The organism is Pseudarthrobacter sp. NPDC092202 (genome assembly GCF_044755505.1).
Classification (GTDB): Bacteria; Actinomycetota; Actinomycetes; order Actinomycetales; family Micrococcaceae; genus Arthrobacter.
Genome location: NZ_JBIVRG010000003.1, coordinates 226,044 through 238,166, shown reverse-complemented (window position 1 = coordinate 238,166; position 12,123 = coordinate 226,044). Strand labels below are relative to the sequence as shown.

Sequence of the window (12,123 nt, the reverse complement as noted above, 5' to 3'; positions counted from 1 at the left end):
GAAAAGTTGAATGAAGGCCGCTTGTCAGCGACCCGGATGGCCGCGTTCTGCCGCAAGGGCAGGCGTGCCTCAACTAGTCAGGAGATGAACCGGGGTCGAAAGACACCGGTGCGGGGGCATGCTCGGAAAACTCACCGGCAAGGACAATGCCGGTGGGCGGGAGGGTGAGGTTGAAGGAGCTCAGCCATGCCGCAGTCCCGCTGCCAGCGGCAGAAGGCATGCTGCTTCCGGTGCCGGATCCTGGAGGGGGAGGAACCTGGGAAGGGGCCCGTGAGGGGTCTGCCGTACCGGATTGCTCTTCGGCGGAATCAGGCAGGACTACCGCTGTCTGAAGAGGTACGTAGGCGGTGGCTGCCAGCATCTGGCCAACCGGGGTGGCGTTCGATGCCGCAACCCCAAGTGGTTCTGTCCTGGCCGCCTCTGAGAGCACCGCCGCTGTTGTTGTCGCAGGCACGGCAACTGTTGCGGGCACGGCTACGTGGGGCACAGCCCCAGCCGGGACGGCGTCATCGGGAACCGCCAAGGGAAGTTCCGGAAGCGGAAGCACTGAAGTGTCTGCTGCGAGGTCCGCAACGGGCTGCAGGACCGGTTCGAGTACAGGGAGTGCTTCCGTCACGGATGGGACTACGGTTTCAACTGCCACCGCGGTTGCTGCATCCACAGATTCGGCAACCGGAACTGCAATGACCGACACTGTTCCCGACGGGATGAGATCGCCTACAACGGGTACCGCTGAGATTACCTGGTCCGCAAGCCCGGAGACTTCCCCCGCCACGGGCTGCAGCAGGCCCGGCGATGTACTCGGCGCCGGTGCGGAGACTGCAGGCGCGGCATTAGCAAGGCTGGCCACGGGAAGGGGCAGCTCTTCCGCCACCGAAGATACTGAACCGGTGACGCCCCCCAACAGGGAAGTTGCATCCTGCAGCGTGTCCGCTGAAGCGGCCGACGCTGACAAGGTCAGCCACGTGAGGGTGGCTGCGCCTGCGAGGACCACTGGCCGAAGGGCACGCCACGGCGAGCGATTACGAGCCATGCGTACCACCCCCAGTACTGATGCATTCGACGATGGCTACAGCCTAAGACGAAATGTTGCAGGAAGTCTAGGGTCCGCTCAAACAACTCGACAAAACTGAAAACTTCGCATCTTAGGAATTACAGACCGGCCGGAACCGGTCACATCTGCCGTGGTTCCAGGCCCGGGATTGGCTCAGTGCCCGTCGTTCGGGTAGCTCACGCCGAGCTGGGCGCGGACGCCATCAAAGAGCCGCATCGTATTCAGGGTGTCCTCCAGCGGCATTACCGGGCTTTCCGTGAGCCCCTGCTGGATGCAGCGCGTTACCTCGCGCAGCTCGTAAACGTATCCGCGGCCCACCGCCTCGAAGGCTTCTGTCCTGCGCGAGTCCCAGCCCGTAGACACCAAGAGTTCGCCGGGGTTGTTGATGGAGCCCACGCTTTGAAGGTAACCGAGGCTGCCTGCCACGGTGGCGGTCCGGGGACCGTGCGCCAGCAGTGAGGATGTCAGCTGCACCTGCGCCCCGTGGTTGTACCCCAGCGTGAGCGCATTCTGGGCGTCCACGCCGTCGTCGTTGATGAACCCGGTGGCACTCACGGTCTGCGGAAATCCGAGGGTGCCCAGCGCCCACAGGAGCGGGTAAACCGAAAGGTCCAGCAGTGCGCCGCCGCCGTCCTTCCTGGCCCACAACCGGGCGGTGGGAGAGTAGGGCGCCGGAAAGCCGAGGTCTGCCGTGACCCAATGGATGTCGCCCAGCTCACCGGACGCAGCAATCTCGAACGCCCGCTGCATGCTCGGCAGGAAGCGGCTCCACACCGCTTCCATCAGGAACAGGTTGCGGCTGCGGGCAAGATCGATGAGTTCTGAGGCCTCACGAGCGTTGATAGTGAACGCTTTTTCGCACAGGACATGCTTGCCGGCGTTCAGCGCGGCGAGAACGATCTCGTGGTGCTGGGCGTGGGGTGTCGCAACGTAGACGACGTCCACCTGCTCGTCTGCGAGCAGCCGCTGGTAGCCGGGCACGCCGCCGTCGTCACCATAGGCTTTCGCGAAGTCATAGGCCACCGCAAAGGCATCCGCCGTGTCCTGGCCCCTGGAACTGACGGCGTACAGCTCAACGTCCGCCAGCAGGGCCAGGTCCTGTGACACAGAACGGGCTATCCCGCCCGTAGCGATGATTCCCCAGCGCAGGGGAGAACCGGTAGCGGAACGGGGGTCCTGGTTGGACTGGCTGGACAGCCACGGCTTGGCGATGGGGGCACTCATGGTGACCATCCTCTCACTCAGGTGAGCAAGGGTTCAGTTATGACCTGCGGGAAGTGCGCAAGCGACTGATCGTGCCGGCGCCCAGTGTGACAAACCCTTGACAGCATTGTCGCGGGGGACGTAAGAATAAAGAACCCTTTTCTAGAAACCGTTTTCTTGCAGGGTAAGCACTCACCAAGAACCGCACGCACCTAGGCATGTGGCCTGTTTGGCATGCCGGAAAAAAGGCCAATGACGTCCAAAACACTGAACATAAGTGCAAACATCCGGACCAGGTTCCGCTTTGGAGGCGGAGTAGCCGCATCCGGATCAGCTCTTGCGCTGGCGGCGGGGCTGGCGGTGGCGGCACCCGCATCCGCCGGTATGACGCCCGCCAGTCCGGCGCCGACTGGAGGAGGCATTATCAGGGCCGACGACGCGGCACCCACTGGCTGGGCCGCCGTCGGAAGTGGTACGAACGGCGGCGCCGGCGCCCCCGCTGAAAACCGCTATGAGGTCAGCACCCTGGCCGGGCTTAAAGCGGCGCTGGCGAACAACGGTGACCCCAAGGCTCCCAAGATCATCTACGTCAACGGGACCATCGACGGCAACCAGGCGCCCGATGGCCGAATACTGGGGGAGCAGGACTACGCGCCGGGGTACGACATTAACAAGTACATTTCCTGCTTCGGGCCGGAGGGAAAGGCCTGGAGCGACCAGACCTATGAATACTGCAAGAAGCAGAGGCAGCTGCGGCAGACCGGCAGCAACAATATGAAGCGGCAGATCGAGGTGAGCCTGCCCAGCAACACCACGCTGGTTGGCCTTGGCGCCGACTCAGGATTCGTTGGCGCCAACATCGTGATCCTCAGCGCCACCAACGTTGTGATGCGCAACCTCAGCGTCGAAGCGCCCGTGGACTTCTTCAGCACCTGGTCCCCGGACGACGGTGATGGCGCGTGGAATGCGAGGTTCGACGCCGTCTCTTCCGTCACCTCTGACCATCTATGGATAGACCATGTCCGGCTGACTGACGGGCGGTTTCCCGACAGCGAGGCACCGATCGGGCCCGACGGCAAGCCGGCCAACCGGCACGACGGCCTTTTGGACCTCAAGGACGGAACCGACTACGTGACTGTCTCGAACAGCAAGCTGTACAACCACGACAAGACCATGCTGCTTGGGTCAGGTGACGAACATGTGGACAAGGACGGCGGGAAACTGCGCGTCAGCTACATCGGCAATCACCTCGAAAATATCCAGCAGCGCGGTCCCCGGGTGCGGTTCGGGAAAGTCCATGTGCTGAACAACTACTTTGTGGCCAGCACCGATCACCCGCAGTACCCCATGATCAGCGAGGGCCAGGGCGGTAACAGCTACTTCCTGGGTGCCGGCTACGAGTCGCGGATCTTCTCCGAGCGCAACGCCTTCGACTACACCGGACCCGGAGCTGACGAATCGATCATGGTGAGCAGCTATAACGGACACCGTTTCAAGGACACCGGATCCTGGTTCAATGGTGATGAGGCTGACCTCAACGCCGTGGCGCAGGCGTCTTTCGAGCAGAACCGCGCGGAGGCCCTGTCAGAGGCGGCACTCGCCGGGGAGCCTGCTCCGGACTGGACTGGGTGGGACTTCAGCACCGACGTCGGCTGGGACCCTGCGGATGCATACAGTTACAAGGCATTCGCAACGCCCCAGGCCGTGCGGAACCATGCGCTGAACTTCACGGGGCCGGGGGTCCTGACCGTTAAGCAGTAGGACCGGCAGCAGAACCCAGCACAGCCGGCACGCAGAAACGCCCGGCCCCCAAGGGGACCGGGCGTTTTGCCTGCTGCTGCCTACTTGGTGATCGGTTCGAGGACCGGGTCGCCTTCGTAAGCGGTCTTTACGTTCGCAGCGGTGACGATGACCGGCTCCAGCAGGTAGGCCGGAACAGTCTTGACACCGTTGTTGTAGGAGTTCTCGTCGTTGATTTCCAGTTCCTTGCCGGCCTGGAGATCCTTCACCATGGTGATGGCGTGCTCAACGAGCTTGCGGGTGTCCTTGTTGATGGTGGAGTACTGCTCGCCAGCGATGATGGACTTGACGGACTCAACCTCCGAGTCCTGGCCGGTGACAACCGGAAGCTCCTTCCCGGCCGCCTTGACGGAGGTCAGGACTGCGCGGGCCAGGGTGTCGTTCGGGGAAAGAACGCCGTCCAGGGACTCGCTTGAGTAGCTGCCGGTGAGCAGGGTGTCTGCGCGGCGCTGGGCGTTTTCAGCCTTCCAGCCCTGGGTAACAGCCTGCTCGAAACTGTTCTGGCCGGAGAGGACCTTGAGGGTGCCGTCATCGATCTTCGGCTTCAGGACGCTCATGGCGCCGTCGAAGAAGACCTTTGCGTTGGCGTCATCGGGGGAGCCTGCGAAGAGCTCGATGTTGTAGGGTCCTTCGCCCTTCTTCTCTTCGAGGCCTTCCAGCAGCGCCTGGCCCTGGAGCTCGCCCACCTTGAAGTTGTCGTAGGCCACGTAGTAGTCCACGTTCTCGGTGTTCAGCAGCAGGCGGTCGTAGGCGATGATGGTGGCGCCGGAGTCCTTGGCCTGCTTGAGCTGGGTGCCCAGCTGGGAACCGTCGATGGCACCGACGATGATGACCTTGGCGCCCTTGGTGACCATGGCGCTGATCTGGTTCTGCTGCTCGGACACGCCGCCGTTGGCGAACTGTACGTCAGGCTTGAAGCCTGCCTCGGTGAGGCCCTCATTGAACAGCTTTTCCGCGAGTACCCAGTTTTCACTGGTCTTCTGGGGAAGGGCGACGCCAATGGAGGAGTCCTGCTCAAAGCCGCTGGCGCCCTCGGTACCGCCGCCAGTGGAGGTCTCCGACCGTCCGCAGCCCGTCAGCGCCAGTGCTGCGATGGCAGCGACCGCTGCTGCCTTTCCTGCTTTGCCAATCATTCGCATTGTTGGTTCTCTTTCTTTGTGGTGGTGTAACGCTATTCAGGCCGCAAGGCTCAGGCTTCCCTGGCGATCGCTTCCTTGGTTGAGGTGGTTTCGTCCGGTTGGTTGGGGTTGGAGGGCCCCTGCTTCCGGTTGAAGTTCTGGGTGAGCATGCCGATGATCGACTTCTTGCCCTGGCTCTTGTTGTAGACGTCGAAGGCGACGGCGATCAGGAGGACGAGGCCCTTGATGATCTGGGTGAGGTCGGCGCCGACGCCGAGGAGCTGGAGGCCGTTGTTCAGCACTGCCATGACCAGGCCGCCGATGATGGATCCGACGACGGTTCCCACGCCGCCGGTGACTGCGGCGCCGCCGATGAAGACTGCGGCGATGGCGTCCAGTTCCCAGCCGACCCCGTCGAAGGGGCCGGATGCGGTGGAGCGTCCTACGAAGATCATGCCGGCGAGGCCGGCGAGGATGGACATGTTCATCATGACCAGGAAGTTGACCTTCTTGGACTGGACGCCGGAGAGCTCGGCAGCGTGGCGGTTGCCGCCCACTGCGTAGACGTGGCGGCCCAGGACGGTGCGGGAGGAGATGAAGCCGTAGATCAGGACCAGGACGGCGAGGATCAGGCCGGGGATGGGGAACGAGGTGCCGGGGCGGCCGGTTGCGAAGAGGTAGGTGGCGTAGAGGATGGCACCGCAGATCAGGACCAGCTTCAGCGCCGTGACCCACATTTCCGGAACCTCGGCGCCCAGTGCTTTGGCGCGGGCGCGGGACCGCAGTTCGCCCACCACCACGAATGCGGCGGCGGCGATGCCCAGCAGCAGGGTCAGGTTGTTGAATCCTGTGTTGGGTCCGACTTCCGGGAGGTAGCCGGAGCCGAGGTACTGGAAGTCGGCGGGGACGGGGATGGTGTTGGACTTGCCAACGAACTGGTTGAAGCCGCGGAACAGGAGCATGCCGGCGAGGGTCACGATGAAGGCGGGTATCCCCACGTAGGCCACCCACCACCCTTGCCAGGCACCGATCAACGCACCGAGCGCCAGGCCCAGGAGCACGCCGGCGTACCAGGGGATACCCCAGTCGCGGATGGCCAGGGCAACGGTGACCCCCACGAAGGCCGCGATGGAGCCCACCGACAGGTCAATGTGTCCCGCGATGATGACCAGGACCATGCCGATGGCGAGGATCAGGATGTAGGAGTTGCCGTTGAAGAGGTTGATGACGTTGCCGGGCGTGAGGGTCCGGCCGTCGGTGGCGATCTGGAAGAAAACGATCAGTGCAACCAGGGCGAAGATCATGCCGAATTGGCGGGTGTTTCCGCCAAACAGCTTTTTGAGGGCGTTCATGGTGTCAGTCCTTGTGTCCGGAAGGTTCTGGGATGATCCAGAGGGTCAGGCGGCTTCGGCTTTGCGGGCGGAGGTCATCAGTTTCATCAGGCTTTCCTGGCTGGCCTCGTCTTTGTTCAGGACACCGGTGATGGCGCCTTCGAAAATCGTGTAGATACGGTCGGACAGGCCCAGGAGCTCGGGGAGCTCGGAAGAGATGACGATGACTCCCTTGCCCTGGTTGGCAAGCTGCTGGATGATGCCGTAGATCTCGTACTTGGCGCCAACATCAATGCCGCGGGTGGGTTCGTCCAGGATCAGCAGGTCGGGGTCGGTGAACATCCACTTGGCGAGGACCACCTTCTGCTGGTTGCCGCCGGAGAGCTTGGCAACGCCTTCCTCTACCGACGGGGTCTTGGTCCGCAGCGATTTGCGGTACTGCTCCGCCACGGTGAATTCCTGGTTCAGGTCCACCACGGAGTTGTGGCTGATCTTGCGCAGGTTCGCTGCCACCGTAGTGGTCTTGATGTCGTCCAGCAGGTTCAGTCCCAGGGACTTGCGGTCCTCGGTGACGTAGCCCAGCCCGGCGTCGATGGCCTGGCGCACGGATTTGAGGGTGAGCTCCTTGCCGTCCTTGTAGATGTGGCCGTCGATGAAGCGGCCGTAGGAGCGGCCGAAGACGGAGCGTGCCAGTTCGGTGCGGCCTGCGCCCATGAGTCCGGCGAAGCCCACGATCTCCCCGCGGCGGACGAAGAAGCTGGAGTCCTTGCACACCAGGCGGTCCGCGACGTTGGGGTGGCCCACGGTCCAGTTCTTGACTTCGAAGAACACCTCGCCGATGTTGGGCGTGTGCTCGGGGAAGCGGGATTCGAGGGTGCGTCCCACCATGCCTTTGATGATCCGGTCCTCGTCCACGCCGTCCGCCTTGACGTTCAGCGTCTCGATGGACTTGCCGTCACGGATGATGGTGATGGAATCGGCGATCTGCTCGATCTCGTTCAGCTTGTGGGAAATGATGATGGACGTGATGCCCTTGGCCTTCAGGCCGAGCATCAGATCCAGCAGGTGCTGGGAATCGGACTCGTTCAGCGCTGCGGTGGGCTCGTCAAGGATCAGGATCTTCACGGACTTGTTCAGCGCCTTGGCGATTTCCACCAGTTGCTGCTTGCCGACGCCGATTTCCTTGATGGGGGTGTCCGGGTCCTCGCGCAGTCCCACCCTGGCCAGCAGGTCCAGGGAGCGGAGGCGGGCTTCGGCCCAGTTGATGACTCCGCGTTTGGTGGGCTCGTTGCCCAGGAAGATGTTTTCCATGATGGACAGCTCGGGGATGAGCGCCAGTTCCTGGTGGATGATCACGATGCCGGCGTGCTCGCTGGCCCGGATGTCCCGGAACTGCTGGACCTGGCCCTGGTAGACGATGTCGCCGTCGTAGCTGCCGTACGGGTACACGCCGGAAAGGACCTTCATCAGGGTGGACTTGCCAGCCCCGTTCTCGCCGCAGATCGCGTGGATCTCAGCGGCCTTCACCCGCAGGCTCACGTTATCCAACGCTTTAACGCCCGGGAATTCCTTGGTGATGGACCGCATCTCAAGGATGATCGGCTCCGTTTGCGTGGTCTGGGACGTCATGAACCCTAACCCTCCAATGCAATGACTTCTTTGTCCGGCCGGCAAAGCGCAGGGCCGTCTGATCCAAAAGTAAACTGGATCACGCCTATTGTCGTCAAGTCTTTAACGCAATCGGCGGGTAACGAAACGGTCTAGGTTTTACGGATTCCGGCATGTTGGAAGACCAAAGCAGCCGCCCCCAGTGCCTCGGCCCGGTCGCCCAGGGAGGACATGGCCAAGGTGGTGGTTTCGCCGATCACCGGTACCGCGTGCCTGATCAGGCCGCGCCTGATGGGGTCCAGCAGGATGTCGCCAAGGCCTGCCAGGGGCCCTCCCACCACAATGACCTCGGGATTGATCAGGTTGGCCACGTTGCCCAGCGCCCGGCCCACTGAGAGTCCGGCGTCGTCCACCACGCGGAGCGTTGCGGGGTCCCGGTTCAGGGCTTTCCTGACGATGTCCGCAGGGGTCAGCGGCCTGTCCTCGCCCCGGCTGAGAAGCTCGATCATGGTGGTGGTGGAGGCGATGGTCTCCAGGCACCCGCGGTTTCCGCAGCGGCATACAAGTCCTTGTTCGTGGATGGTGGCGTGGCCTATCTCGCCGGTGATTCCAACGTTTCCGTAGTAGGGGGCCCCGTTGAGGATCAGGCCCGCGCCGATGCCGGATCCGATCTTCAGGAACATCAGGTTGCTGACCCCGGAATGTTGTCCCCACGTGACTTCGGACCAGGCGCCCAGATTGGCGTCGTTGTCAACGAAAACGGGGATTTGCAGCGTCTCCTCGAGGTGCTGGAGGATGTTGATCCCCACCCATTCGGGGAGGATGGCGCCCTGTGCCACCGTTCCGGTGCGGCGGTCGATTGGCCCGGGAATCCCGACGCCGGCACCCACCATCGCGCTGCGTTCGATCCCGCTTTCCCGCAGCAGTTTGTCCAGCAGGGCCGTGGCGGCGCGGATGCCTTCCTCGGCCTGGTGGCCCAGTGGAAGCATGACGGATTCCTCGGCGATGACGTGGTAGCTGAGGGAGGCCAGAACCACCCGGAGGTGCCGCCGTCCGAAGTCAATTCCGACGGCGACGGCGCCGTTGCTGTTCAGGCGGACGTTCAGTGCGCGGCGGCCGGAGCTGGTGATGGGTTCTGTCGATGCAAGGCCGGAGTCCAGCATGATTTTGACGATGTTTGAAACCGTTGCGGTGGAGAGGCCCGTCTGCCGGGCAAGTTCAGCCTGCGTGGCGGGTCCGCCCATGAGGGTTTCGATAATCCGTTGCTGGTTCAGCTGGCGCAGGGCGGACTGCGATCCCGGATTTTTTGGCTTGCTCCTCGTTGAGCGCGGGGTTGCGGGCATGCTAAGAAGATTGCCCTATCACGGCTCTTGTAGTCAAGAAGTTAACGCAAAGGCCAATTCCGGTAGGAAGAGTGGAAGCCGGGACAATCTGACCCTGTTGAGGCCCCAAGGGGTGCAAACAGCCCGCAATCGGACCACAGGGGCCTCGCTACGCTGGTGGAAGGCCCATCCCGCGGCCGCTCCAACGAAGGAAGGTGGTAGCAGTGCTGCTGGCACTCCTGCAGGAAAACTCCGCGGTCCTTGATGTGGAGGCCAACTGCCGCGCCGTTGACGCAGCTGCCCGGACCGCGGCAGGCCGCGGGGCGGCCGTCCTGGTCACCCCGGAGCTTTTTCCCGTGGGCTACGCTCCCCGCCGGGTGCGTTCCGGGCTGGATCCCTCCATGCTGCCGGAGATAGAGCAGCGGATGGCGGGCATTGCGCGCAGGAACGGCATCGGGCTGGTCTACAGTCTCCCGCGGGTTACCGCGGAGGGCGACTGGCAGATCAGCGCGACCCTCCTGGATGCCAGCGGCACCCGCCTGCTCAGCTACGGCAAGGTGCATCTCTTCGGCGACGACGAGCGGGCGGCGTTCAGCCCCGCGGGGGAGGCGCCCGCCGTGGTGGACTTCAACGGCATCCCCACCTCCCTGGTGATCTGCTACGACGTCGAGTTTCCGGAGTCCGTCCGCGCCGCGTCCGTCGCGGGCGCGGAGCTGCTGCTGGTTCCCACCGCCCTGGCGCACGGCTTCGATGACGTACCCCAGGTCCTGCTGCGGGCGCGGGCGCTGGAGAGCCAGCTGACCATCGCCTACGCGAACCACTGCGGGGAAGAGGACGGCTGCAGGTTCCTAGGCGGCAGCGTCGTTGCCGGGCCCGACGGCGGACTGCTGGCCGGGGCGGGCGGGGAACCACAGCTTCTTTACGCGGAGGTGGATCCGGGCGCTGCCGCACGCGAGCGGAGGAATGTTCCCTACCTGGCAGAACGCCGCCCTGAGCTTTACCGGACCTGGGGGCTCTGAGCGGGTTCCGCCGGCTCGGCGTCATCCACGTACTGCAGGGCAATCCACAGCTCGGCCCGGGTCTGGGCCTGCCCAAGATCCATGCCCAGCAGCTCTTCCACGCCGTTGATCTGGCGGCGGACGCTGTTCCGGTGCAGTCCCAGATCCTTGGCGGTGGCATCCCAGCTCCCGTGGGCGCCCAGCCAGGACCGCAGCACCCGGAGCTGTGACGTCCGGCGTTCCGCATCCTGTTCCAGGACCGGCGCCAGAAGCCGTGCGGCCAACAGGGCGCCCGCATCGCCGCCCAGCAGACCGGTGACGGACCACGTCAGGTCCTCTTCCCTGACGCTCTTTTGGGCGCCGGCCACCCGCGGGCGCAGCGCACCCGCCCGCCGGTACGCGGCGGTGAGTCCCGGCAGTTCGGTGGGGCCGCCCACCACCAGGCGCCAGCCGAGCTGCTCCACCTCTGCCAGAAGGGTTTCATCCACTTTAAGCCGCGTTACGGCCGCGAACCCGTAGTCCGTCAACTCCACCATCTTGGTGTCGAAGAGCCTGCGCCATTGGAGCAGTTCCCGAACAGGACCATCGGCAGCGGCGGTGGAGGGTTCCGCGCGCACGCCCTGCACCACGCGGACCGGCCCCGGCCGGGATCCGGACACGCTCTGGGCCAGCAGCTCCTGGAGGCTGTCCAGCTCACGGCTGTTGTTCCCGGACAGGCTTTCCGGGTGCAGCAGCAGGGCAGTGGCCAACTGGCTAGGCGCCAAGGAGCCGCTGGTCCGCTGCCGGACCAGAAGCTCCAGCAGTCCCACCACCGACGAGACCACGTTGTTCTGCGCAGGGGTGAGGGGCTTTTCCGTCCCAAGAACCAGGCACCCCAGGGTGGCGTCCCGGGTGCTGCGAAGCGGGTGGCCGAACACCAGTGCCCGCCCTCCGGCTGTTTCCAGCGATTCAGTTTCCACGCGGGGGCCGCTGCCGCCGAGCAGCTTCCTCAACAGGGGCTGGAGCTGGGAAAGTCCGACGGCGGCGCCCGCCCGGGCACGCACCCTCCCGTCCGTGCCAACAAGGACAGCCCACACGGGAACGCGCTGGATCAGCGCCGCCAGCAGCTCATGTTCGGGGCGGGCGGAGAGGACCGCCCGCATCAGGTGCCGGTTGGTTTCAGCCAGCTGCCGGAAGACCTGTGCGTTGCCGGACTCCAGGAGCTTGGAAAATTCGAGCCCCAGCGCAGCGAAGGGAACGCTGGCCGGCACCTCCACCAGCGTGAGCCCGTGCCGCCGGCAGGCCTCCACCAGGTGGTCCGGCACGGCGTCGTAATAGGGCTCCAGGCCGAAGCCGAGGGCGGCTACACCGGCCGCCACGAGCCGCCGGACGTATTCGTCCGCCTTCGCGGCACTGCTGCCGCCGCCGCGGAAGGGCAGGCCCGCCGTCAGGACGAATTCGCCGTCCATGAGGTAGGGGGTTGGGTCCTCCAGCTCGCTGGGCTCCACCCAGCGCAGCGGGACTTCGGCGGTGCCGGCGCGGTTCACCACGGAAACTTCAGGAGGAAGGGCAGCCAGGAACTGCCCCAGCGTTACGGCGTCGAGCTGCTCCGTGGCGCCGTTTATGGCTGGTGCATTACGTCTCATGGTTGAAGACTATAGGTCATTCTGCACACTCTGAGATGCCGCTCACACCCCTACGCTGGGTGAG

Annotated in this window: 9 protein-coding genes; 2 read left to right on the top strand and 7 right to left on the bottom strand. The window is 64.3% G+C overall.

The genetic code is table 11. The annotated features are described in order from the left end of the window. Nucleotides 1–73: 73 nt before the first annotated feature. Both ACIQF4_RS07295 and ACIQF4_RS07290 read right to left on the bottom strand, forming a co-directional pair. Nucleotides 74–1,033 carry a hypothetical protein gene (locus tag ACIQF4_RS07295; protein WP_400515221.1) on the bottom strand — a complete coding sequence of 320 codons (960 nt, stop codon included), beginning with the start codon at nt 1,031–1,033 and terminating at the stop codon, nt 74–76. Nucleotides 1,034–1,207: 174 nt separating this feature from the next. Next, entirely contained in the window at nt 1,208–2,278 is a 1,071-nt protein-coding gene (locus ACIQF4_RS07290; RefSeq protein WP_400515223.1) for a Gfo/Idh/MocA family protein, read from the bottom strand. Between the two features lie 231 nt (nt 2,279–2,509). On the opposite strand from ACIQF4_RS07290, the gene ACIQF4_RS07285 reads away from it, so the two are divergent. Further along, nucleotides 2,510–4,018, top strand: a complete 1,509-nt coding sequence (locus tag ACIQF4_RS07285) for a polysaccharide lyase family 1 protein (RefSeq protein WP_400515225.1) — start codon at nt 2,510–2,512, stop codon at nt 4,016–4,018. A gap of 80 nt (nt 4,019–4,098) precedes the next feature. Here the strand turns inward: ACIQF4_RS07285 and ACIQF4_RS07280 are convergent, their stop codons facing one another. The 4 genes from ACIQF4_RS07280 to ACIQF4_RS07265 form a co-directional block, all read right to left on the bottom strand. Further along, complete coding sequence (locus ACIQF4_RS07280; RefSeq protein ID WP_350004292.1) at nt 4,099–5,196, bottom strand: sugar-binding protein; 1,098 nt, start codon at nt 5,194–5,196, stop codon at nt 4,099–4,101. 50 nt (nt 5,197–5,246) lie between these two features. Then, nucleotides 5,247–6,527, bottom strand: coding sequence for a multiple monosaccharide ABC transporter permease (gene mmsB, locus ACIQF4_RS07275; protein WP_066274312.1), 1,281 nt, complete (start codon nt 6,525–6,527; stop codon nt 5,247–5,249). A gap of 45 nt (nt 6,528–6,572) precedes the next feature. Then, on the bottom strand, nt 6,573–8,135 hold the full coding sequence (mmsA, locus tag ACIQF4_RS07270; protein ID WP_350004291.1) for a multiple monosaccharide ABC transporter ATP-binding protein: 1,563 nt from the start codon (nt 8,133–8,135) through the stop codon (nt 6,573–6,575). A 131-nt stretch (nt 8,136–8,266) separates the two neighbouring features. Further along, nucleotides 8,267–9,457 carry an ROK family transcriptional regulator gene (locus ACIQF4_RS07265; RefSeq protein WP_231455876.1) on the bottom strand — a complete coding sequence of 397 codons (1,191 nt, stop codon included), beginning with the start codon at nt 9,455–9,457 and terminating at the stop codon, nt 8,267–8,269. A 203-nt stretch (nt 9,458–9,660) separates the two neighbouring features. On the opposite strand from ACIQF4_RS07265, the gene ACIQF4_RS07260 reads away from it, so the two are divergent. Further along, entirely contained in the window at nt 9,661–10,455 is a 795-nt protein-coding gene (locus tag ACIQF4_RS07260; protein ID WP_400515229.1) for a nitrilase-related carbon-nitrogen hydrolase, read from the top strand. On the opposite strand, the gene ACIQF4_RS07255 is transcribed toward ACIQF4_RS07260, so the two are convergent. Beyond that, nucleotides 10,434–12,059, bottom strand: a complete 1,626-nt coding sequence (locus ACIQF4_RS07255) for a PucR family transcriptional regulator (RefSeq protein WP_400515231.1) — start codon at nt 12,057–12,059, stop codon at nt 10,434–10,436. The two genes, ACIQF4_RS07260 and ACIQF4_RS07255, sit on opposite strands and share 22 nt — an antisense overlap. Between the last annotated feature and the right edge of the window lie 64 nt (nt 12,060–12,123).

Excerpts from the sequence above, each read along its gene's own strand:
- ACIQF4_RS07265 (WP_231455876.1), bottom strand. The coding sequence starts at position 9,457 with ATGCCCGCAACCCCGCGCTCAACGAGGAGCAAGCCAAAAAATCCGGGA.
- ACIQF4_RS07290 (WP_400515223.1), bottom strand. The coding sequence starts at position 2,278 with ATGAGTGCCCCCATCGCCAAGCCGTGGCTGTCCAGCCAGTCCAACCAG.
- mmsB (WP_066274312.1), bottom strand. The coding sequence starts at position 6,527 with ATGAACGCCCTCAAAAAGCTGTTTGGCGGAAACACCCGCCAATTCGGC.
- mmsA (WP_350004291.1), bottom strand. The coding sequence starts at position 8,135 with ATGACGTCCCAGACCACGCAAACGGAGCCGATCATCCTTGAGATGCGG.
- ACIQF4_RS07295 (WP_400515221.1), bottom strand. The coding sequence starts at position 1,033 with ATGGCTCGTAATCGCTCGCCGTGGCGTGCCCTTCGGCCAGTGGTCCTC.
- ACIQF4_RS07255 (WP_400515231.1), bottom strand. The coding sequence starts at position 12,059 with ATGAGACGTAATGCACCAGCCATAAACGGCGCCACGGAGCAGCTCGAC.
- ACIQF4_RS07285 (WP_400515225.1), top strand. The coding sequence starts at position 2,510 with ATGACGTCCAAAACACTGAACATAAGTGCAAACATCCGGACCAGGTTC.
- ACIQF4_RS07280 (WP_350004292.1), bottom strand. The coding sequence starts at position 5,196 with ATGCGAATGATTGGCAAAGCAGGAAAGGCAGCAGCGGTCGCTGCCATC.